General features: G+C 73.7%; 19 protein-coding genes and 2 pseudogenes. 2 read left to right on the top strand and 19 right to left on the bottom strand.

Translation table 11 applies throughout. From position 1 onward, the window contains the following. Positions 1-396: 396 nt before the first annotated feature. The 14 genes and pseudogenes from KRR39_RS21775 to KRR39_RS21710 form a co-directional block, all read right to left on the bottom strand. Positions 397-1,473 carry an ABC transporter ATP-binding protein gene (locus tag KRR39_RS21775; protein WP_216939470.1) on the bottom strand — a complete coding sequence of 359 codons (1,077 nt, stop codon included), beginning with the start codon at positions 1,471-1,473 and terminating at the stop codon, positions 397-399. Between the two features lie 53 nt (positions 1,474-1,526). Next, positions 1,527-2,588 (bottom strand): ABC transporter ATP-binding protein, encoded by a 1,062-nt coding sequence (locus KRR39_RS21770; RefSeq protein ID WP_216939469.1) that lies wholly within the window; start codon positions 2,586-2,588, stop codon positions 1,527-1,529. Between the two features lie 288 nt (positions 2,589-2,876). Continuing rightward, positions 2,877-3,557 (bottom strand): annotated as a pseudogene (locus tag KRR39_RS21765) (ABC transporter permease); the annotation flags it as partial. A gap of 144 nt (positions 3,558-3,701) precedes the next feature. After that, on the bottom strand, positions 3,702-5,462 hold the full coding sequence (locus KRR39_RS21760; protein WP_216939468.1) for an ABC transporter substrate-binding protein: 1,761 nt from the start codon (positions 5,460-5,462) through the stop codon (positions 3,702-3,704). Between the two features lie 57 nt (positions 5,463-5,519). Continuing rightward, positions 5,520-6,515, bottom strand: a complete 996-nt coding sequence (locus tag KRR39_RS21755) for an ABC transporter permease (RefSeq protein ID WP_216939467.1) — start codon at positions 6,513-6,515, stop codon at positions 5,520-5,522. Positions 6,516-6,687: 172 nt separating this feature from the next. After that, complete coding sequence (locus tag KRR39_RS21750; protein ID WP_216939466.1) at positions 6,688-7,884, bottom strand: sensor histidine kinase; 1,197 nt, start codon at positions 7,882-7,884, stop codon at positions 6,688-6,690. After that, a complete protein-coding gene (locus KRR39_RS21745) occupies positions 7,881-8,543 on the bottom strand; it encodes a response regulator transcription factor (RefSeq protein ID WP_216939465.1) in 663 nt (220 codons plus the stop codon). Before KRR39_RS21745 ends, KRR39_RS21750 begins: the two co-directional genes overlap by 4 nt. A gap of 22 nt (positions 8,544-8,565) precedes the next feature. Further along, a complete protein-coding gene (locus tag KRR39_RS21740; RefSeq protein WP_216939464.1) occupies positions 8,566-9,054 on the bottom strand; it encodes a DUF2231 domain-containing protein in 489 nt (162 codons plus the stop codon). 81 nt (positions 9,055-9,135) lie between these two features. After that, positions 9,136-10,500 carry a cytochrome P450 gene (locus KRR39_RS21735; protein WP_254185334.1) on the bottom strand — a complete coding sequence of 455 codons (1,365 nt, stop codon included), beginning with the start codon at positions 10,498-10,500 and terminating at the stop codon, positions 9,136-9,138. Positions 10,501-10,589: 89 nt separating this feature from the next. Then, positions 10,590-13,655: a helix-turn-helix transcriptional regulator gene (locus tag KRR39_RS21730; protein ID WP_216939463.1), complete on the bottom strand. Its 3,066-nt coding sequence runs from the start codon at positions 13,653-13,655 to the stop codon at positions 10,590-10,592. Continuing rightward, positions 13,652-13,810 carry a hypothetical protein gene (locus tag KRR39_RS21725; RefSeq protein ID WP_216939462.1) on the bottom strand — a complete coding sequence of 53 codons (159 nt, stop codon included), beginning with the start codon at positions 13,808-13,810 and terminating at the stop codon, positions 13,652-13,654. Before KRR39_RS21725 ends, KRR39_RS21730 begins: the two co-directional genes overlap by 4 nt. 89 nt (positions 13,811-13,899) lie before the next feature. Beyond that, positions 13,900-14,394: a heme-degrading domain-containing protein gene (locus KRR39_RS21720; protein ID WP_216939461.1), complete on the bottom strand. Its 495-nt coding sequence runs from the start codon at positions 14,392-14,394 to the stop codon at positions 13,900-13,902. Continuing rightward, on the bottom strand, positions 14,391-15,422 hold the full coding sequence (locus KRR39_RS21715) for a Gfo/Idh/MocA family protein (protein WP_216939460.1): 1,032 nt from the start codon (positions 15,420-15,422) through the stop codon (positions 14,391-14,393). The genes KRR39_RS21720 and KRR39_RS21715 overlap by 4 nt, the downstream gene beginning before the upstream one ends. Before the next feature lie 55 nt (positions 15,423-15,477). Then, the gene (locus KRR39_RS21710; protein ID WP_216939459.1) at positions 15,478-15,981 is read right to left on the bottom strand and encodes a GNAT family N-acetyltransferase; all 504 of its coding nucleotides are present in this window, start codon (positions 15,979-15,981) and stop codon (positions 15,478-15,480) included. Between the two features lie 80 nt (positions 15,982-16,061). On the opposite strand from KRR39_RS21710, the gene KRR39_RS21705 reads away from it, so the two are divergent. Beyond that, positions 16,062-17,030: a helix-turn-helix transcriptional regulator gene (locus KRR39_RS21705; RefSeq protein WP_216939458.1), complete on the top strand. Its 969-nt coding sequence runs from the start codon at positions 16,062-16,064 to the stop codon at positions 17,028-17,030. On the opposite strand, the gene KRR39_RS21700 is transcribed toward KRR39_RS21705, so the two are convergent. The 5 genes and pseudogenes from KRR39_RS21700 to KRR39_RS21685 form a co-directional block, all read right to left on the bottom strand. Beyond that, on the bottom strand, positions 17,014-17,658 hold the full coding sequence (locus tag KRR39_RS21700; RefSeq protein WP_216939457.1) for a peptidylprolyl isomerase: 645 nt from the start codon (positions 17,656-17,658) through the stop codon (positions 17,014-17,016). The genes KRR39_RS21705 and KRR39_RS21700 overlap by 17 nt on opposite strands. 50 nt (positions 17,659-17,708) lie before the next feature. Continuing rightward, positions 17,709-18,860: an imidazolonepropionase gene (gene hutI / locus KRR39_RS21695; protein WP_216939456.1), complete on the bottom strand. Its 1,152-nt coding sequence runs from the start codon at positions 18,858-18,860 to the stop codon at positions 17,709-17,711. After that, a complete protein-coding gene (locus KRR39_RS25265; RefSeq protein ID WP_254185333.1) occupies positions 18,857-19,561 on the bottom strand; it encodes an amidohydrolase family protein in 705 nt (234 codons plus the stop codon). The genes hutI and KRR39_RS25265 overlap by 4 nt, the downstream gene beginning before the upstream one ends. A gap of 148 nt (positions 19,562-19,709) precedes the next feature. Further along, positions 19,710-20,147, bottom strand: a pseudogene (locus KRR39_RS25260) (amidohydrolase family protein); the annotation flags it as partial. 65 nt (positions 20,148-20,212) lie between these two features. Beyond that, positions 20,213-21,418 (bottom strand): allantoate amidohydrolase, encoded by a 1,206-nt coding sequence (locus KRR39_RS21685; protein ID WP_216939455.1) that lies wholly within the window; start codon positions 21,416-21,418, stop codon positions 20,213-20,215. A 10-nt stretch (positions 21,419-21,428) separates the two neighbouring features. Here KRR39_RS21685 and KRR39_RS21680 point away from each other — a divergent pair, with 10 nt between their 5' ends. Next, entirely contained in the window at positions 21,429-22,040 is a 612-nt protein-coding gene (locus KRR39_RS21680; protein WP_216939454.1) for a nitroreductase family protein, read from the top strand. The last annotated feature ends 85 nt before the right edge of the window (positions 22,041-22,125 follow it).

The raw sequence follows: 22,125 nt of genomic DNA, 5'->3' as shown, positions 1-22,125 counted from the left end.
TAATCAGATTCCGTGCCCGCGGAGTCCCGCACCCCGACCCGGGCGTGGTGTCACCCCGACCCGGGCCTCGGCTCACCCCGACCCGGGCCTCGGCTCACCCCGACCCGGGCCCCAGGTCACCCCGACCCGGGCCTGGGCCCACCTCGACCCGGGCCTGGGCCCACCTCGACCCGGCCTTGGGAACGGTTCACCGGCTGCCTGCCCGGGTCGGCCTGCACCTGGGGCCGGGTCGGCCTTCACTTGGGGCCGGGTCGGCCTGCACTTGGGGCCGGGTCGACCTGCACTCCGGGCCGGGTCGACCTGCACCTGGGCCCGGGTCGACCTTCATCCCGGCCCGGGTCGAGCCTCATCCCGGCCCGGGTCGGCCTTGACTTGGGGCCGGGCCGGGCTGCTGGGTCAGGGGGTCGGGGGCTGGGTCTGGGTCTGGGTCTGGGTCTGGGGCTGGGTCTGGGTCGGGGCGTTCTCCGGGAAGTGGCAGGCGACCTGGTGCCGGGGGGCGAGCTCCAGGAGCGGGGGCTCCTGGGTCTTGCAGATGTCCTGCGCTTTCCAGCAGCGGGTGTGGAACCGGCACGCCGGGGGCGGGTTGATCGGGCTGGGCACGTCGCCCTGCAGCCGGATCCGGTCCCGCTGCGTACGGCGCTTGGTGTCCGGCACCGGCACGGCCGACATCAGCGCCGTCGTGTACGGGTGCATCGGCGCGCCGTAGAGCCCCTCGCGGTCGGCGATCTCGACGATCTTGCCGAGGTACATCACCGCGACCCGGTCCGAGACGTGCCGCACCACCGAGAGGTCGTGGGCGATGAACACGTAGGTGAGGTCGAGCTCCTCCTGCAGGTCCTCGAGCAGGTTCACGACCTGGGCCTGGATCGACACGTCGAGCGCGGAGACCGGCTCGTCGGCGACGATCAGCTTGGGTTTCAAGGCGAGGGTGCGGGCGATGCCGATCCGCTGGCGCTGGCCGCCGGAGAACTCGTGCGGGTAGCGGTTGTAGTGCTCGGGGTTGAGTCCGACCAGCTCCAGGACTGCCTGGACCGCCTTCTTCACGCCGCCCTCCGGGTTCACGCCCTGGAGCCTGTACGGCGCACCGACGATCTTGCCGACCGTGTGCCGCGGGTTCAGCGAGGAGTACGGGTCCTGGAAGATCATCTGGATGTCGCGGCGCAGCGGGCGCATCTGGCCGTCGCTGAGGTGCGTGATGTCGCGGCCCTCGAAGACGATCCTGCCGGCGGTCGGCTCGTCGAGCCGGGTCAGCAGCCGGCCGGTGGTGCTCTTGCCGCAGCCCGACTCCCCCACCAGCGACAGCGTCTCGCCGCGCTTGACCGTGAAGTCCACCCCGTCCACCGCCTGCACGGCGGCCACCTCGCGTTGCAGCAGGCCCTTGCGGATCGGGAAGTGCCGGACCAACCCGGTGACCGTGAGCAGGTCCGGGGCGTCGGCCTTCGCAGTGCCCCCGGTGGTCTCGGTGACTGTCATCGTGTGGTCGTCCTTGCTGGTCTCGGTCGGGCGTGCTGCCGGGCGGGGCGTGCTCAGAGCAGCGGCTGGATCTCGTCGCGCCAGATCTCCTGGCGTCGGCCGTGCGGCAGGTGGCAGGCGACCAGGTGGCCGGCGCCGTTGTCGACCAGCTCGGGCCGCTCGGTCTGGGAGAGGCCGCCGGTCTGGTCGGCGAACTGGCAGCGCGGGTGGAACGCGCAGCCGCTCGGCACGTTGATCAGGCTCGGCGGGGTGCCCTTGATCGGCAGCAGCCGCTCGGTGCGCTCCCGGTCGAAGCGCGGCATCGAGCCGAGCAGGCCCCAGGTGTAGGGGTGCTCGGGCTCGTTGAAGATGTGCTCGGCCGTGCCGTACTCGATGGCGCGACCGGCGTACATCACCAGGATGTCGTCGGCGAGCTCGGCGACCACCCCGAGGTCGTGGGTGATGATGATGACCGCGGAGTTGAACTCCTTCTGCAGGTCCCGGATCAGGTCGAGGATCTGGGCCTGCACCGTGACGTCGAGCGCGGTGGTGGGCTCGTCGGCGATCAGCAGGGCCGGGTCGCAGGAGAGCGCCATCGCGATCATCGCGCGCTGCCGCATGCCGCCGGAGTACTGGTGCGGGTAGGCGTCCACGCGCTGGTCGGGCTCGGGGATGCCGACCCGGTCGAGCATGTCGATCGCGTGCGCGCGGGCCTTCTTGGCGGAGACGTCGTTGTGGATCCGGTAGGCCTCGATGATCTGGTTGCCCACCGTGTAGTACGGGTGCATCGCGGAGAGCGGGTCCTGGAAGATCATCGCCATCCGCTTGCCGCGCATCTTGCGGACCTCCTCCGAGGAGGAGGTGATCAGGTCCTGCCCGTCGAGCAGGATCTGGCCGCTGATCCTGGCGCTGCCCTTCTTGTGCAGGCCCATCACGGACATGCTGGTGACGCTCTTGCCGGAGCCGGACTCCCCGACGATCCCGAGGGTCTTGCCCCGGTCGACGGCGAAGGACAAGCCGTCGACGGACTTCACCAGGCCGTCGTCGGTGGGGAAGTGCACGCGCAGGTCGCGCACCTCGAGGAAGGAGCCGCGCCGCGGTTCGGCGGCGGGACGTTCGTGGTCGGTGAGTGTCACTTGGACCGCACTCTCGGGTCGACGACGGCGTACAGCAGGTCGACGACCAGGTTGGCAAGGATGACGAACAGGGCGGCGACCAGGGTCACCCCGAGCACCTTCGGCAGGTCGTTGTTGACGATGCCGTCGATGGAGTACTTCCCGAGACCGTTGAGCGAGAACACCTTCTCGGTCAGCACCGCGCCGCCGATCAGCAGGCCGAAGTCGAGGCCGAAGATCGTGAGCAGGGGGGGTCAGCGCCCCGCGCAGGCCGTGCTTGACGACCACCCGCCGCTCCTGCAGGCCCTTGGCCCGGGCGGTGCGGACGTAGTCCTCCCCCATGGTCTCGAGCATGCCGGCACGGGTGAGCCGGGCGTACTGCGCGGAGAACAGCAGGGCCAGGGTGATCCAGGGCAGCATCAGGTCGTAGGCCCACTCCGCCGGGTTGGTGAAGAACGGCGTGTAGGAGCCACCCGGCGGGAAGATGTGCCACTTGTAGCTGAAGAAGGTCAGACCCATCAGGCCGGTCCAGAAGATCGGCATGGAGACGCCGGCGAGCGCGATGGTCATCGCGCCGCGGTCGAAGACCGACCCGCGTCTCAGCGCCGAGAGCACGCCGATGCTGATGCCGGCGATCACCCAGATGACCGCGGCGCCGATGGCGAGGGAGAAGGTGACCGGCATCCGGTCGAGCAGCTCGGGCCACACCGGCTGCCGGGTGATGAAGGAGTAGCCCAGGCACGGGGCCGGGCACTGCACCGTGTCGGCACCCATGTCGAACTGGCCGCCGACCACGACGGTCTTGGCCCAGTGCAGGTACTGCACGTAGAACGGGTCGTAGAAGCCGAGCCGCTCCGCCGTCGCCTGGACGGTCTGGGCGGTCGCCGTGCGCCCGACGTACCGGGTGGCCAGCGTCTCCGGCGTCGCCCCCGCCCAGCGGGGCACGAGGTAGAAGATGGAGAACGTGAGGATGCTGACCAGCACCAGCATCGCGGCGGCGGCGACGAGCCGCCGGAAGATGTAAGCAACCACGTTGTTCGGCATCGGTGCCCGGTCGGGGTCTCCCCCGGCCGGGCACCTCCGCCTTCACTCCTCAGATCTGTCGATCGTTGTGTGACAGGGACGTGCAGGCTGCTACTTGACGCCCATCTCCATGTAGTCGTACATGCCGTAGGAGTCGTTGACGAACACGTTCGTCAGGTTCTTGCTCCGCAGCAGCACGCTCTTCGCGTCCACACCGGGGTAGATCACGGCCTGCTCCATCACGGCCTTGTCGATCGCGCCCCAGTCGGACTCGCGCTTGGCCTGGTCGAGCTCGACCTGCGCCGCGTCCAGCATCTTGTCGACCGCAGGGATCCGGACGCTCGTGTTGGACGAGCCACCGGTCTCCCGGATGACCCGGCTGTCCACGATCTGCGACAGGAAGCCGAAGCCGTCGTTCCAGTCGGCACCCCAGCCGTTGACGACCAGGCCGAGGTTGTTCTTCACCACGAACGGCGGGTTGCCGGCGTAGGCGGAGAAGTAGTCGCCCTGCGGGTAGCCCTTCGGCGTCGCGTCGATGCCGATCTTGGACAGGGCCTGCTGGAACGCCTCGGCGGTCGCCTTCTCCTTGGGACGCTCGGTCCGGTAGGAGATGTTGGTCTTGAAGCCGTTGGGCTGGCCGCACTGCGCGAGCTCGTCCTTGGCCTTGGCGACGTCGCCCTTGCTGTCGGGCGTCGCGTAGAGGTCGAACTTCTCGTAGCCCGGGATCTGCGGGGGCAGGATCGTGGTGGCCAGCGCGCCACCGGCGATCGGGCCGCCGTAGGCGGTCTGGTAGGACACGCGGTCCATGCCGTACTCCACGGCCTTGCGGCAGTGGATGTTGTCGAACGGCTTCACCGTCGGGTTGATCGAGGTGTACCAGAGCCGCGCGATCGTCGGGTTGTCGGTGTTCGACTTCAGCGACGGGTCGTTGAGCACCCGGGCCAGGGCCGCCGGCTGGGCACCGGTGCCCGCGACGTCGAGGTCGAGGTCGCCGGACAGGATCCGGTTGTCGATGTCGTCGGCGTTCACGTTCAGCGAGACGTCGTACTCGTCGGGCAGCGCCTTGCGCTGGTCGTCGGTGCTCTGGTCCCACTGGTCGTTGCGGACCAGCTTGAAGGACTTGCCCGGCTGCAGGTCGGCGAACTTGTAGGGGCCGCTGGAGACGACGCTGTTGCGGTACTGCGCGCCCTTGTCCTTGGCCTCGGGCACCGGCATCGTCTGGGTCAGCTGGGCCAGGTAGTCGAACCCGGCGAACGGCTGCTTGAGGTGGAAGACGATGGTCGAGTCGTCCGGCGTCGAGATGGCCGAGGAGAAGTCCACGCCCTTCGACTTGTAGGGGCCCTTGTAGCCGGCCGGCCAGTTGAGCATGGCGTCGAAGTACGCCGGGCCGTTCGGGAAGGTCTCCTTGTCGATGGAGCGGGCCACCGCGTAGGCCACGTCGGAAGCCTTGACCACGGTGCCGTCCTCGAACTTCACGCCCTTGCGGATCGTGTAGGTCCAGGTCTTGCCGTTGTCGGTGGGCTTGCCCAGGTCGGTGGCGAGGTCCGGCACCAGCTCGTTGCTGGCGTCGCCGGGAGCCGCCTTGAAGGTCAGCAGCGAGCGGCCGTACAGACGCGCGAAGTTCCAGGAGTAGCCGTAGTAGGTCTCACCCGGGTCGAGGGTGTCCCAGTCGCCGGAGTTGGCGATCTTGATGACACCGCCCTTCTTGTCGGACGGGTTGTAGATCTTGCCGACGGCCGCGTTGAAGGAGGCCGAGGCGCTGCCGCCCGAACCCCCGTCACCGTTGTTGCCGCCACCGCCGCCACAGGCCGAGAGGCCCAGGGCAGCTACTGCGGTGAGAGCCGCAAAGGCTCTCCATCGCGTGCTAGTCATCGTGCGGTTACGCCCCTTCTTGAGGAGTGGGTGGTGCTGTTTCTCTGGGTGGAGCAGTCAGCGGGCCCGGGGATCGAGCGCGTCGCGCAGCCCGTCGCCGAACAGGTTGAAGGCGAGGACGGTGCTGAAGATCGCGAGTCCGGGCCAGAGCATGAAGTGCGGGATCGTGTAGAAGTTCACCGCGTCGGAGAGCATGCCGCCCCAGGTCGCCGTGGGTGCCCGGACACCGACGCCGAGGAAGGACAGCGCCGCCTCGAAAAGGATGTTCGTGGGGATCAGCAGCGTGCTGTAGACGAGGATCGGCGCCACGAGGTTGGGCAGCACCTCGGTGAACAGGATGTACGGGCGCCGGGCACCCAGGCTGCGGGCCGCGTCGACGAACTCACGCTCGCGCAGCGACAGCGTCTGCCCACGGATGATCCGGCCGATGTAGGGCCAGTTGAAGAAGCCGATGATGAACACCAGCAGCACGATCCGCAGGGTGTTGCCCTGGAGGCCGAAGGCCTGGTCGGGGATGACGCCGGCGAGCGCGATCGCGAACACCAGCAGCGGGAAGGCGAGGAAGACGTCCATCAGCCGGCTGATCACCGAGTCCACCCAGCCGCCGAAGAAGCCGGCGACGGTGCCCAGCGTGGTGCCGATGACGACCGAGAGCAGGGTCGCCATGAAAGCGATCAGCAGCGAGATCCGGGCGCCGTACACGATCCGGCTGAAGATGTCGCGGCCGTTGACGGGCTCGACGCCCATCAGGTGGTCCCAGCTCTGGCCGCCGCGCGGACCGATCGGCAGGCCGCCGGTGGCCGGGTCGATCAGGTCCTGGTGGAACTGGTTGGGCGGGGAGCCGAGGAACTTCACGATGACCGGCGCGAAGAGCGCCACCAGCACCAGGAAGATCAGGAAGACCGCGCCGCCGAGGGCGACCTTGTCACGCTTGAGGCGACGCCAGGCGATCTGACCGAGGGAACGACCCTCGATGACCGGCCCCGTCCCGACGAGATCCTGCTCGGTCGCGGCGCCGTCGGCACCCGGGTCGACTTCCAGCGGCGTGCTCACGCGATGGGACTCCTCCGGGACGACAGGCTCGGCACACACAAGGACGCACCGTGTGCGCCGATAGGTCAACGTCGTCCTACTTGGCGCCGGAGTCAAGCAGCGAACCCGCCGTGTTGCGCAATCGTGACGGTAAGGAAAACCAGCGGTGCCCGGCCGGACCGGCGCGTGTCGCTCAGCGGCTGCGCACCGGCAGCGTCAAGGTGAGCTCGGCGCCCGTCACCCCGTCGGTGCGGTTGCCCGCTGCCACCGTCCCCCCGTGGGCCGCGGCGACGTCCGCGACGAGCGCCAGGCCGATGCCGTAGTGCCGGCGCGACCCGGCCTGCTCGACGGTCCGCGCGCTGGTGAACCGCTCGAAGACCCGGGGCCGCACGTCGGCGGCGATGCCGGGTCCGTCGTCGCGGACCACCAGCCGGGCGGTGCGGCCGACGGCCTCGACGCGGACGTCCACGCGGCTCGCGGCGTGGTCCAGGGCGTTGTCGACCAGGGCGGTCACGGCCCGGCGCAGCGCCGGCTCGACGCCGTCGACCACGACCGGCCGGTCGGCCTCGCACCCCAGGTGTACGGCGGCCGCGTCGGCCGCCCCGGACGCCGCCTCGACGCACTCGCGCACCAGCGAGGCGAGGTCGGTGTCGGACCGGTCGGCGTCGTTGCGGGTGTCCGCGGCGATCAGCAGGTCGTCGAGGATGTCGGTGAGCCGGCCGGTGTCGGCCAGCACGCCGTCGAGGTCGTCCCCGGTCAGCCGGCTGCCGGGCTGCCGGGCGCGGCGGGCGACCATCTGCAGGCGGGTGCTGAGCAGCGTCAGAGGGGTGCGGAGCTCGTGGCTGGCGTCCGCGACGAAGCGGCGCTGCATCTCGAGGCTCTGGGTCAGCGGGGTCATCGCCCGACGGGCGAGGAACGCCGCGACGAGGGCGGCGAGCAGCACCCCGACCCCGCCGGCGATCAGCAGCGAGGTGAGGATCCGCCGGCGCTGCTCGTCGATCTCGTGCCGGTCGAGCACCGCCTGGGTGACCCGCGACCCGACCTTCGCGGTCCGCACGGTGTACTCCCGCCCGTGGGCCGACACCTCCTCCTGGCGCACCCGGCCGTCGCGGCGCACCGCGGCGATCGCGTCCTCGTCGGGGAAGCCGGCCGGCATCCCGGCGGACTGGGTGCGCCCGGACGGCGTGACCACGACGACGTGCACGTCCGGCGGCGCCTCGACCGGCGCGTCGACGTTCGCGGTGGTGGCGTGCAGCGCCTCGGCGGCGGCCTGGTCGGCGGAGCGCTCGTAGATCGTGAACAGCAGCACCCCGACGACCACGAGCACGCCGACGACGAGCAGCCCGGTCTGCACCCCGAGCCGCACCGACGTACGACGCAGGTCGGTCACGGACGGCCGACCCGGTAGCCGACGCCGCGGACGGTCTCCACGACGCGGCGGCCGAGCTTGCGGCGCAGGTAGTGCACGTAGGTGTCCACGACGCCCTCCTCCTCGGCGTCCTCGAAGACCGAGTCGACGAGCTCGGCGCGGGAGAGCACCCGGCGCGGCTGGCGGGCGAGCGCGGCCAGCAGCATCGACTCGCGCTCGGACAGCGCGACCTCGGTGCCGTCCTCGAGCCGCACGGTGCGGGCCTCCGGCTCGAAGGAGCCGCCGACGACCGGCAGCCGGGCGGCCTGCTCGAGGTGCCGGCGCAGCAGCGCCCGGAGCCGGGCCAGCAGCTCCTCGAGGTCGAAGGGCTTGCCGAGGTAGTCCTCGGCGCCGGCGTCGAGGCCCTCGACCCGGTCCCGGGGGTTGCCGAGCGCCGACAGCACCAGCGTCGGGGTGCTCCGGCCGCGGCTGCGCAGCCGGGTCAGCAGGTCGAGGCCCTCGATCGCGGGCAGCCCCCGGTCGAGGAGCATCAGGTCGTAGTCGCGGGTCAGGCCGAGGTGCAGGCCGCGCTGGCCGTCGCCGGCGGTGTCGACGTCGTACCCCTCGCTGGTCAGCAGCTCGGTGAGCAGGGCGGCGAGGTCGGGGTCGTCCTCGACGAGGAGCAGCCGGGGCGCGCTCATCGGCCCCGGCCCCGGTGCGCGCTCAGCCCTGGTCCCCGTCGCCGGCCTGCGACGAGGACGAGGAGCCGACGTCGCCCCAGGCCGACTGGGCGCCGCTGTGCCCGATCAGCACGACCTGCACGAGGGTGCCGACCGCGACCAGGACGGGCAGCGCGGCCACCACGACCGCGAGGCCGCGGCCGGACCGGCTGCTGCGGTGCCACCAGTAGAGGACCGCGGCGAGCACGGCGAGCGGGACGACCCACCAGATCAGCATGTCACCCAGCTCCGCGTGCCTCTCGACGGCTGAGCTGTCGCCGACCCGGTGCTCGAGCTCCTCGCCCGAGGAGGTGCTCAGCGGGGTGAGCACGACCGCGGCGACCGCCAGCGCGAGCGGCCCCCAGCCGGCCCAGGAACGGAACCGCGGCCACACCGCACTGAGCAGCACCGCCAGCGCCGCCAGGGGCACGATGACCACGGTGGCGTGCACGAGCAGGGGGTGGAGCGGGAGCCCGAAGACGGTGTCCAGCACGGGTGAGGCCCTTCGACGACGTGGGTGGAGGCCCCAGGCTCGCGGAGTTTTCTTGGAGCTTCCTTGGAGCCAGTCTGCGCCTCAGCCCACCACGACCCGGGCACCGTGCCGCGGGACACTGGTGATGTTGCGGACCTTCGGGACGTCGAGCGCGCCGTCGGGGAGCCGCACGTCGTAGCGCCCGAGGACCTCGCGCAGCACCGCGACGCCCTCCATCAGCGAGAAGCCGGCGCCGATGCAGCGCCGGACGCCGCCCCCGAACGGGATCCAGGTGTGCGGGGCCACCTCGCCCGCGGGGAACCGCTCGGGGCGGAACGCGCCGGCGTCGCGGTGGCTGTCCTCGCGGGCGTGCCCGACCAGGATCGACGGTCCGACGTTCACCCCGCGGGGCAGGTCGATGCCGCCGATCGTGACCGGGGCCATCAGGTGCCGGGCGACCATCGGGATCACCGGGTGCAGCCGCATCGACTCCTTGAGGACCGCCTCCAGGTGCTCGTCGTCGCCCGCGGCCGCCGCGCGACGAGCCGTGCGCATCTGGTCCTGGTCGCGGCCGAGCTCGTAGAGCGCCCACGCCAGCGCGGTGGCGGTGGTCTCGTGCCCGGCGAGCAGCAGCGTGACGAGCTGGTCGCGCAGCTCGTGGTCGGAGAGCCCCTCCTCGCCGCCGACCTGCAGCAGCCGGGAGAGCACGTCGCTCCGCTCGGCGAGGTCCGGGGCCGCGCGGCGCTCGGCGATCTCGGCGTACATCACCTCGTCGAGGTCGCGCTGGTTCTGCACCGTCGCCCGCCAGGGGCCGAACCGCTGGAGGAACGGGTACCCCCAGCCGAGCAGCACCGCCGGGCTGACGTCGACGGTCCGGTTGACCAGCGGGCGCAGCCGGGCGAGCCGGGACTCGTCGGTCACCCCGAACACCACCCGCAGGATCACCTCGAGGGTGAGCGCGTTCATCCGGTCGAGGGAGCGGAACGGCACGCCCGGCACCCAGCGGTCCACCTCCTCCTTGGCCAGCGTGGCGACCACCGACTCGTAGCCGCGCAGCGCCTGGCCGTTGAACGCCGGCATCAGCAGCTTGCGGGCCCGCTTGTGCGCGCCGGAGTCCTGCAGCAGCAGCGAGTGCTCGCCCATGATCGGGCCGAGGATCGCGTTGCCCTTGCCGGCGTGGAACACCTCCGGGTCGCCGGCGAAGATCTCCTTGGCGTGCTCGGGCCGGGTGAACAGCACCAGCGCCGACCCCTTCGGCATGATCCGCACCGTGAAGACGTCGCCGTAGCGGCGGTGCAGGGCGGGCACGAACCGGTGGCGGAACCGGACCAGCGCGATGCTCTGCAGCAGTGACGGCCAGCGCGGCCCGGGCGGCAGGTCCCGGGGGGGCACCCGCCGCGACCGGGACCGCCGCGTCCCGGGGCCGAAGGGCTGCATCCGCGCGAAGCGGTCGTCCGTCACCGACATGCTTCGCATACTACGAGTATGTGACCGGCGACGGAACCCCGTGCGGCACGCCCGTCCGGCGGGTCGAGCCGGTCGGGACCACTCCCCGGCTAGGACGGCAGCAGGCCGTCGCGCCGGGCGATGGCGGCCGCCTCGGTGCGGCCGGCGGCGCCCAGCTTGGCCAGGATGTTCGAGACGTGCACGCTCACGGTCTTGGTGCTGATGAACAGCTGCCGGGCGATCTCGCCGTTGCTCCGGCCCTGCGCGACCAGGCCGAGGATCTCGGTCTCGCGGGCGGTCAGCGTCGCGTCGGTCCGGGTCTCGCGCGGCCTCGAGGGCTCGCCGCCGCGGCCGAGCAGCGCCAGCAGCGGCTGCGCGCCGAGCGCCGTCGCCACCCGCCGCGCCGCGTCGGTGAGCGCGCGGGCCTCGGACGTCCGGCCGGTCGCGCGCAGCACCGCGGCGAGCCGCACCTGCGAGCGGGCGGTCTCGTGCGGCTGCCCCATCTCCTCGAACGCCGCGACCGTCCGCTGCCAGGCCGCCACCAGGTCGGCCTCCTCGGGCGGGGCGTCGTCGGCGAGCCAGCGCAGCCGCAGGTGCTCGGCGTGCGTCCGCTCCAGCCAGGCCACGCCCTCGGGACCGAACGGCCGCTTGCGCCGGTGCACCCGCTGCATCACCCGCTCGACCCCGGCCATCAGGTCCGGGACCCGCTCGAGCAGGACCGCGCGGTCGGCGTGCGGCGCGGTGCTCGCGACGTCCGCGAGGTGCCCGAGCACCAGCGCGGTCAGCCGGATCCGGGCCTGGAACGCCTCGGACCAGGGCACCCCGACGACCTCGACCGCCCGGTCGAACGACGCGAGCACCGCGGGCACGTCGGCCGCGGCGCCGTACAGGTCGATCTCGGCCGCGGCCCCGCTGATGCCCACCAGGCCGTCCAGCGTCCACAGCGGCCGCAGCTGGGCGAGCAGCCGCGGGCTCGCCGGGTCGCCGCGGCCGACGCAGACCCGGACCCGCGCGCCGAGCAGCAGCGCCTCGGCGAGCGGGGGCGGGGACTGGCCGCCGACCACGGTCAGCTCGAGCGCGGCGTCCCAGTCGCCGGTCTCGTAGGCCACGAAGGCCTCCATCAGCCGGGCCTCGAAGCCGTAGGGCGCCCACGGGCGGCCGCTGTCACGGGCCACGAGGTAGCCCTGGTGGTAGGCGTCGCGGGCCGCAGCCAAATCGCCACGCTCGTGACGCAGGCTGGCGAGGAGGTAGCGGCTGCGCAGCTCGGCGTGCACGTCGCCGTCGCGGTGGGCCCGCTCGATCACCTCGTGCAGCACCCGCTGCGCGGTCTCGGCGTCACCGGCCCGGTCGTCGATGCCGGCCAGCGTGGTGGTCACGTCGGCGACCACGGAGGGCAGGTCGAGCTTCTGCGCCAGGCCGAGCGCCTCCATCGCCTGCTGCGCGGCGTCCTCGTCGTGGCCGTGCCAGAGCTGGGCCCGGGCGTGCAGGCTCAGCACCCGGGCCCGGGTGGCGCTGGGCTCGTCGGGGACCAGGGTGAGCGCCTCGCTGGTCAGCGCGAGCGGGTCGCCGGCGTTGTCGAGCGTCATCGTCGCGGTGGCCAGGGACATCAGCAGCCGGGCCCGGCGGGCCGGCCCGGTGGCCGACGGGTGGGCGAGCTGGGCCCGGACCAGCTGGACGGCCCGCTCGGGGTGGCCCGAGGCGACCAGCGCCTCCGCGGCCTTCACGGCGAGCTCGACCTGGTCGAGGTCGGTGGCCAGCCGTGGGTCGGCCGCCAGCTCCAGCGCGGCCTCGTAGTGCGCGGCCGCCTCCTCCGGCCCGCCGACACCCATCGCCTCGTCGCCGGCCTCGACGCTCGCCCGGACCGCGGTCACCGGGTCGTGCGCCAGCCGGGCGTGCCGGGCCAGCTCGGCGGCGGTGCCGTCGACGCGCCGGGTGCGCAGCGCCTCGGCGTAGGCCGCGTGCAGCCGGACCCGCTCACCCGGCAGCAGGTCGTCGTAGACCGCCTCCGCGAGCAGGGCGTGCCGGAAGGCGTAGCTGTCCACGCCGACCTGGACCAGGACGTTCTGCTCGACGGCGGTGCGCAGCGAGCGCTCCAGCTCGTCGTCGGGGTGGCCGACGACGGCGGCGATCAGGGCGTGGCTGACCCGCCGCCCCGAGCAGGCCGCGGCCCGGACCACCTCGCGGGCGCCGTCGTCGAGCCGGTCGAGCCGGACCAGCAGCAGGTCGGCGAGGTCCTCGGGCAGGCCGTCGCCCCGGGAGCCCTCGGGGCCGTCGGGGCCGTCGGGGCCCTGCGAGCCCTGGGCGGCGCTGACCAGCTCCTCGGCGAAGAACGCGTTGCCCTCGGCCCGCCGCACGATCCCCTGCAGGTCGCCCTCGGACAGCGGCCCGGGCAGCAGGGCCTGCACCAGCCGTCGTACGTCGACGTCGGCGAGCGGGTCGAGCTGCACCCGGTGCACGCCGGGGACCCGGACCCACTGGGCCACCGCCGCGCGCAGCGGGTGGCGCCGGTGCAGGTCGTCCGAGCGGTACGACGCGAGCACGCTGACCCGGCCGCGGAAGGGGCGGGCGAACAGGAAGGACAGCAGGTCCCGGGTGGACCGGTCGGCCCAGTGCACGTCCTCGATCACCACGAGGACCGGCTGCTCCGCGGAGAGCTCGTCGAGCGCCCCGTGGATCGCCTCGAACAGGTCGGAGCGGTCCAGGTTGTCCCCGGAGTCGCCGGAGCCGGCGGCGGCGCCGGAGATCAGCCGCCGTCCGGGCTGCAGGTGGGAGAGCGCCGGGTGCGCCTCGGTCAGCCGAGCGGCGGCCTCCGGGGAGTCGAGCACCAGCCGGCCGAAGAGCTCGGAGAAGGGGAGGTAGGGCAGCGCGCTGTCGCCGAAGTCGAGGCAGTGCCCGACCAGGGTGCGCCAGCCGGCCCCGGTCGTGCTCGCCGCGAGCTCGCGCAGCAGCCGGGTCTTGCCGACGCCGGCGTCACCGGCGAGCAGCACGCAGCGCGACCGCGGCTCCCCCGCCAGGCCGAGCAGGTCGGCCAGCAGGGCGAGCTCGCGGTCGCGCCCCAGCATCGGGTGCCGCGGGTCGGTCAGAGGTGCCACGTCGACCATCATCGCGGAGAGCACCGACGCCGTGCGCGGCGTGCGCCTCCCCGTCGTACGGGCCTCGACCGGCTGGGCGCTCACGCCACGGACAGCGGGCGGCGGCGCGGGTGCGGCAGCCGCAGCGTGCGCCGGCGCGGGACCCGGAAGCGACGGGGCGACCGTCCGTACAGCTCGGCCAGGTGCTGCTGGCGGTACGCGATCTCTGCGCTCAGGAAGGGCTCCGGAGTCATCATCATGATCATCTCCTCGGATGTTCTGCGATGACCCGATCCTGTGCCTCTGAGGTGGGCCCGCACATCGGGAGAACTCCCTATCCCTGCCGGACTCAGCCGCCTGAGGGTCTCTGAGGTACCTGGCCCGCCAGGAAGGCCTCCAGGGTCTCCACGACGAGCCGGTGGTCCTCGAGCTGGGGCAGCCCGGAGACCGCGACCGTGCCGATGCAGCCGGTGCCCCGGAGCAGGACCGGGAACGCGCCACCGTGCGCGGCGTACTTCGCGGGGTCGAGCCGGGACTTCTCGTCGAACGACCCGCCGTCGACGCGGAACTGCTCGCCCACCCGCAGCGAGGAGCGGCCGTAGCGGTCCACGACGGCGCACTTGCGGGCGAGCCAGCCGTCGTTGTCGGCCGAGGCGCCGGGCAGCGCGGCGTGGAAGAGCCGCTGCCCGTTGCGGCGGACCGAGATGGCCACCGGCAGCCCGGCCGCCAGCGCGGCGTCCCGCAACGCGACACCGAGCTCCCACGCGGTGTCCTCGTCGAACCGGTCGAACAGCAGCCGGGCCTCCTGCGCCTCCAGCTCGTCGAGCAGCGCGCGGCCGGTCACCGGTCCGCCCCCGGTCGGACCACCTGGCGGGTCGCGGCGCTCACCCGGGCGGCCTCGAGGACGTCCGCGGTCGCGACGGCGTCGGCCGCGGCCACCGGGGGCGGGCCGTCGCCGCGCGCCGCGCGGGCGAACGCGGGGTAGTAGGTGTCCCAGGCGCCGCGCTGCAGCCGGATCGGCGACGACCCCGCGGGCGTGAACAGCCGGTCGAGGTCGGACGCCGCCTCGACGCCCCAGCTGCCGGTGGTCGCGGGGGTCTCCCCGGTGACCAGCAGGTCCTCCTGGGTGTCCCCGGTCGTGATCACCAGCGACCCGGCGGTGCCGGTGACCCGGAAGCGCGGCCCCGGCGCGTGCTGGCTCCAGCTGCCCCACAGGTGCGAGACGGCGCCGCCGGTGTGCCGCAGCGCGACGAACACGTCGTCGTCCAGCCCGCTCTCCCGGGTCCGGGACTCGGCGTGCACCGACTCGACCGGGCCGAGCAGGCGGAGCGCCTGGTCGACGAGGTGGGCGCCGAAGTCGAGCAGGGTGCCGCCTCCGGCCCGGCCGGGCCCGGCGTCGGGGGCGTACCGCTCGAAACGGGACTCGAACCTGCGCACCTCCCCCAGCGACCCGTCGGCGACCAGGGCCTGCACGGTGAGGAAGTCCGAGTCCCACCGCCGGTTCTGGTAGGGGCTGAGCACGACCCCCGCGTCCGCCGCGAGCCCGACCGTACGACGGGCCGCCGCCGGTTCCAGCGCGAACGGCTTGTCGCAGACGACCGCCAGGCCGCGGCCGATCGCCTCGTCGGTGAGCGCCGAGTGGGTGTCGGCCGGCGTGGAGATGCTCACGGCCTCCGCGCCCGCGGCGGCCAGCGCGGCCAGGGAGTCGAAGGCGTCCACGCCGGGGTGCTCCGCGCGCAGGAGCGCCCGGCGCTCCTCGGACGCGGTGACGACGCCGACGAACGCGCACTCGGGCGCCGACGCGATCAAGGGGGCGTGGAAGTACCTCCCGCCGAAGCCGTAGCCGACGAGTCCGATCCTGAGCGGGTCCATGGGGCCACCCTCCCCGGACCGCGACCTCCCTGCCAACCCCCGCCCGGCGCGGCGCTCACCCGGGCGTGGCGACCCAGTAGCGACGGACGCGGACCGGGCCGGCGTCGCGGACCTCCTCCAGCACGCCGCCGTGGTGCTCGACCACCCGCGCCGACGCCGCGTTGCCCTCCTCGCAGACCACCAGGACGCGGTCGAGGCCCGTCGCGCCGGCCACCGGCAGGACCTCGCCCAGCGCCCAGGTGGCCAGCCCGCGCCCGCGGGCCGAGGGCCGGATGCCGTAGCCGACGTGACCGAGCCGGAGCACGGTGTCGTCGGTCCCGTGACGCAGGGCGATGCCGCCGAGGACGGCCTCCCCCTCGACGATCCACCAGCAGGTCGCGGAGGCCGGTCCCGGCCCGCCGCGCAGCCGCCGCACCCACGCCGCGAACCCCTCGGGGCTCTCGACGTCGTCCTGCTCGCGGAGCCCGAACCCGTCCTCGTGGGTCCCGGGACCCCAGTCCGCGCGTGCCTCCGACCAGGCGGCGTGCAGCTCGACGGTGGGGAGCACCAGCTGCGGCATGGCAGGACAGTAGCCGACGCCAGGACCGGTTCCGGACGCTCTGCTTCCGGTTCCCGCGATCGGGGCCTAGCCTGTCCCGGGTGCCGGCCGATCTCAGTCCCACCGCCCGGGCCCTGCGGGCCCTGGAGGTGCTGCGCCACCGTCCGGGCACGACCGCCGAGGAGCTCGGCGAGCGGCTCGGGGTCTCGGAGCGGGCCGCCCGCCGCTACGTCGGGATCCTCCGGGAGGCGGGCGTCGACGTCGAGTCCACGCGCGGCCCGTACGGCGGCTACCGGCTGGGCCAGGGCACCCGGCTGCCCCCGGTCGTGTTCACCAAGGCCGAGGCGCTCGGCCTCGTGATGGCGGTGCTCGACGGACGCCCGGCCCCGGCCGAGGGCGAGGACCTGGTCGGCTCCGCCCTCGACAAGGTGGTGCGGGCGCTGCCCGAGCGGGTCGGGCGGGAGGCCGCGGCGCTGCGCGAGCACGCGTCCGCCGCACGCGACCGGCACTGGACCAGCCCGGACCCGGCCCTGACCAGCACCCTGGTCGACGCGGTCGCCACGCGCCGTACCGCCGTGGTCGGCTACCGCAGCGAGTCCGGCAACGAGTGGGAGGCCGAGGTGGACCCGTGGGCGGTCGTGGTGCGGCACGGCCGGTGGTACCTCCTGTGCCGCTCCCACCGGGCCGACGCGATCCGCACCTACCGGCTCGACCGGGTCCGCGCGGTGCAGCTGACCGCGGGGTCCTTCACCCCGCCCGCGGACCTCGACGCGGTGGCGGTGCTGGAGGAGAACCTCGGCACCGGCTGGGAGTTCCCCACCCGCGTCGTCTTCGACGCTCCACCCGCCGAGGTGGCGCCCTGGGTCCGGCCGCCGATGGGACGGCTCGAGCCCGCCGGGGACGGCTGCGTGCTCGTCGGCAGCACCAGCAACCCCGCGATGTACGCCGGTGAGTGGCTGGCGAACGTGCCGGTCGACTTCCGCGTCGAGGGCGGCCCCGAGCTGCGCGCCGCGGTGGCCCGGCTGGCGGCGCGGTTCGCCGCGGCGGTGCCGGCTACTTCACCGACGTGATGACGACGTCCTGCTTGGGGGCCCCGTCACCGCTGCCGTCGGCGGTGCCCTTCTTCGCGATGTCCAGCACCACCTTCGTGCCGGCCGGGTCGAGCTTCCCGAACACCGTGTAGGCCGGCGGGAGCGCGGTGTCGGCGTAGACCAGGAAGAACTGCGAGCCGTTGGTGTTCGGCCCGGCGTTGGCCATCGCCAGCGTCCCGGCGGGGTAGGTCTCCTGGCCGGTGAGCTCGTCGTCGAACGAGTAGCCGGGACCACCCGAGCCGGTGCCGGTCGGGTCGCCGCACTGCAGGACGAAGATGCCCTGGGTCGTCAGCCGGTGGCACTTGGTGTCGTCGAAGTACCCCTGCCGGGCCAGGGAGGTGAACGAGCCGGCGGTGCACGGGGCGGCGGCGTCGTCCAGGGTGAGGCCGATCGGGCCGCGGTTGGTGGTCATCGTCAGCGACCGCGCCGGGGCGGGGTCGCCCGGCGGCAGGTCGACCTTGCGGGCCGCGTCCCCGGTCGCGGTGTACGTGCACGCGGCGGAGGCGTTCCCGCTCGCCCGGTCCGAGCCGGAGGCGTCGTCCTGGCCGCAGCCGGACAGCAGGGAGGCGGTGACCGCCGTGAGCAGGAGGACCGCCGAGATGCGCATGGCGAGGATCGTACGGGGAGGTCCCGCGCCGCTCGCGGGCTGCTCGCCGCTCAGGTGAGCCGGCCGCGGACGAACGTCTCGCGGACCAGCGGGACCCCGGGCCGGTAGGCGAGGTGGAGGTACGACGGGGCGTCGAGCACCGCGAGGTCGGCGCAGGCGCCGACGCCGAGGTGGCCGACGTCGGTCCGTCCCAGGGCCCGGGCGCCGCCCCGGGTGGCCGCGGTCAGCGCCTCGGCCGGCGAGAGCCCCATCTCGCGGACCGCGAGCGCGAGGCACAGCGGCATCGACGACGTGAAGCAGGACCCCGGGTTGCAGTCGCTGGCGATCGCCACCGAGACGCCCGCGTCGAGCAGCCGGCGGCCGTCGGGGTACGGCGAGCGGGTGGAGAACTCCACACCCGGCAGCAGCGTCGCCGTCGTCCCGCTGCTCGCGAGCGCGTCGACGTCCTGGTCGGTGAGGTAGGTGCAGTGGTCCACGGCGACCAGGCCGAGCTCGCAGGCCAGCCGGACCCCGGGGCCGGGGCCGAGCTGGTTGGCGTGCAGCCGTCCGCCGAGGCCCTTCTCCTTGCCCGCTTGGAGGATCGCCCGCGCCTGGTCCTCGTCGAAGGCGCCGGACTCGCAGAACACGTCGATCCACCTCGCGTGCGGCGCGCAGGCGTCCAGCATCGGGCCGGTCACCAGGTCGACGTACGCGGCCGGGTCGTCGGCGAGCTCGGGGGGCACCACGTGCGCGCCCAGGAAGGTGGTCTCCTCGGTGACCTGACGGGCCAGCGCCAGGCTGCGGGCCTCGTCGTGCACGGTGAGGCCGTAGCCGCTCTTGACCTCCACGGTGGTGGTGCCCTGCCGGCGCATCTCGTCGACGAGCCGGGCCAGGTTGGCGGCGAGCTGCTCGTCGGACGCGGCGCGGGTCGCGGCGACGGTGGTGCGGATGCCGCCGGCGGAGTACGGCGTGCCGGTCATCCGGGCCGCGAACTCCTCGGCCCGGTCGCCGGCGAACACCAGGTGGCTGTGCGAGTCGACGAACCCGGGGACCACGGCCCGGCCGCCGAGGTCGTGCGCGGTGTCGGCGGCCGGCGCCTGGGCGGCCGGGCCCACCCAGGCCACCCGGCCGTGCTCGACGACCAGCGCGGCGTCGTGGAGCAGGCCGAGCTCGTCGTCCTGCGTGGAGAGCTCGCCGATCCCGGTCAGCGCGACGGACGTCATGGCAGCAACCTACGGATCACCCGGTCGAGCTCGGCGCCCAGGTCGGCCGGGTCGGGGGTGATGTCGACCCCGTCGCGCAGCACCCGGACGACGTCGGCACCCGAGGCGGCGAACACCGCGGTGCCGGTGTCGGCGCCGGTGCCGGCGGTGCGGACGCTGGCGGTGTCGAGCGTGACCAGGTCCGCGCGGGCCCCGACCTCGATCCGCCCCACCTCGTCGAAGCCGAGCGACTCGTGCCCGTCGTACGTCGCGGCGCGGAGCAGCTCCTCGGCCGACCAGTGCCCGCGCTCCCGGGTGGCGAGCCGCTCGTCGAGCTCCACGGCCCGCATCTCCTCGAACAGGTCGATGACCGCGTGGCTGTCCGAGCCCAGGGTGAGGGGGGCGCCGGCCCCGAGCAGCCGGCGGGACGGGCCGATGCCGTCGCCGAGGTCGCGCTCGGTGGTCGGGCAGAAGCAGGCGCGGGTGCGGGAGCCGCCGAGCAGGATCACGTCGAAGGTGCTCAGGTGGGTGGCGTGCACGGCGGTGGTGCGCGGGCCGAGCGCACCGGCCCGGGCGAGGACCTCGGTGGGGGTCGCGCCGTAGGCCGCCTCGCAGGCGTCGTTCTCGGCGACCTGCTCGGACAGGTGCACGTGCAGCGGCGCCGCGTGCTCCTCGGCCCAAGCAGCAACCACAGGCATCTGGTCGCGGGGGACGGCCCGCACGGAATGGATCGCGGCCCCCCCACCGCACCGCCGACCCGTCACTCGTGCAGCCGTTCTCGCGGGGTGTCGCCGCAGAGGTGACGGCTCGGCGGGAGAGGCGGGCGGCCCAGGAGTCCGCGTCGCCGTCGGAGAACCGCAGCTGGACCCCCTCGGGCGGCCGTCCGATGCCGGCGGTGAGGTAGCAGGTGTCCAGCAGGGCGATCCGGATCCCGGCCTCGCGTGCGGCCTCGACCAGCGCGTGCGACATCGCGTTCGGGTCGTCGTACGGCGTGCCGCCGGGGCCGTGGTGCAGGTAGTGGAACTCGCCCACGGAGGTGATGCCGACCGCCGCCATCTCCCGGTACGTCGCCCGCGCGAGCTCGAAGTAGCTGTCCGGCGTCAGCGTCGAGGCGACGGCGTACATCTGCTCGCGCCAGGTCCAGAACGTCCCTCGCTCGCGCTGGGTGCGACCCCGCAGGGCCCGGTGGAACGCATGGCTGTGGCAGTTCGCGAGACCGGGGATCGTCAACCCCGGCAGGCGTTCCGCGTCCCCGGGGGCCCCCTCGACGACCCGGGTGAACCGTCCGTCCAGGACGTCGACGAGCACGCCGTCGCGCACCGGACCGTCACCGAGCCAGGCGCGCTCGAGCCAGTAGGTGCTCACGGGGGCGCTCACGCGAGCCGCTCCAGGGTGTCCGCGAGCGCCTCGACCCCGGCCAGGCAGTCCGCGGTCTCCGCGTGCTCGTCGGGCGAGTGCGAGACGCCGGTCGGGTTGCGCACGAACAGCATCGCGGTGGGCACACCGGCCGCGGACAGCACGCCGGCGTCGTGCCCGGCCATGGTCGGGATCACCGGCCAGGACCCGGGCCCGGCGATCCGGGCGGCCAGGCCGGCGTCGAAGTGCACCGGACCGGACACCGACTCGGCGGTCACCACCAGCCCGGTGCCGTCGCGGCCGGCGCGCTCCTGGGCGAGCCGCTCGACGTCGGCGAGCATCGCGTCGAGGTGCTCGGCGGTCTCGGCCCGGGCGTCCAGCCACGCGGTGACCGCCGACGGCACGGCGTTCGTCCCGTTCGGGCGTACGTCGACCCGGCCGAACGTCGCGCGCTGCCCCGAGAGCCGGGCCTGCTTGTTCGCGGCGAGCACGGTCATGGCGTAGGTCAGCATCGGGTCGCGGCGGTCCTCCATCCGCGTCGTGCCGGCATGGTTCGCCTCGCCGGTGAAGTCGAAGCGGTAGCGGCCGTGCGGCCAGATCGCGCTGGCCACGCCGACGGCCGCGTCCCGGTCCACGAGGTCGCGGCCCTGCTCGACGTGCAGCTCGACGAAGCAGCCGACCTCGGCGAGCAGGTCGGCCTCCCCGGTCTGCACGCCGGCCACGGCGTCCTCCAGGGAGACGCCGTCGCGGTCGGTGAGCACCCGCGCCCGGTCCCAGGTCGTCGCGCCGGTGGCGAGCCGCGAGCCCAGGCAGGCCAGGCCGAAGCGCGACCCCTCCTCCTCGGCGAAGACGCCGACGCCGATCGGGCGGGTCGGGGCGAAGCCGCGGTCGCGCAGCACGTCGAGGGCAGCCAGCGACGAGACCACGCCGAGCGGTCCGTCGTACGCACCGCCGTCGAGGACCGAGTCGAGGTGCGACCCGACCAGCACGCCCCGCCCCGCAGCGGCCGGGGCCACGCCGTCCGGGCGCCACCACGCGACCAGGTTGCCGAACCGGTCGCGCTGCACGTCGAGCCCCCGGGCGGCGCACTGCTCGAGGAACCACGCGGTCGCCTCGCGCTCGGCGCTGGTGAACGGCTGGCGGAAGTACCCACCGCTGCCGGCCGACCGGCCCACCGGCGCGAGGTCGCGCCACATCTGCTCGAAGTCAGGCACAGGGGCCATGATCGTCTCCATGGAGTTCCAGGACGTCGTGCGCAAGCGCAAGATGGTCAGACGCTACGCGGACCGGCCGGTGGACCCGGCGGTGGTGGACCGGATGCTGTCGAACGCGGTGCGCGCCCCGAGTGCCGGGTTCAGCCAGGGCTGGTCGTTCCTCGTGCTGGACGACGCCGCGGACCTCGACCGCTTCTGGGCGGCGGCCAGCCCGCCGGACGCCGACCCGTCGAGCCGCTGGCTGGGCGGGATGCGGACCGCGCCCGTGGTCGTGGTGCCGCTGTCCAGCAAGGCGGCCTACCTCGAGCGCTACGCCGAGCCGGACAAGGGCTGGCGCGACCAGGAGGAGCGCCGCTGGCCGGTGCCCTACTGGCACATCGACACCGGCATGGCGTCCCTGCTGATCCTGCAGACCGCGGTCGACGAGGGGCTGGGCGCCTGCTTCTTCGGGATCCCGCGTGAGCAGGTGGCGGGGTTCCGCACGGAGTTCGGGGTGCCCGAGCGGTTCACGCCGATCGGTGCGATCACGGTCGGCCACCTGCCCGAGGACAGCGACCACGGCGCCGCCGGCTCGCCCGGCCGCCGGGCCCGCAAGCCGACCGAGGAGGTCGTGCACCGCGGACGCTGGTGACTCGGCGGCGGGCATGCCACCAGTCCACCGACCCGGGTGCACCGGGTCAATGCGGGTGCTTCCCGAGGCGTCTCGGATCCGAGAT

Source organism: Nocardioides panacis (genome assembly GCF_019039255.1).
Classification (GTDB): domain Bacteria; phylum Actinomycetota; class Actinomycetes; order Propionibacteriales; family Nocardioidaceae; genus Nocardioides_B; species Nocardioides_B panacis.
The sequence above is the reverse complement of the archived record's forward strand: the minus strand, read 5'-3'. Positions and strand labels throughout refer to the sequence as shown.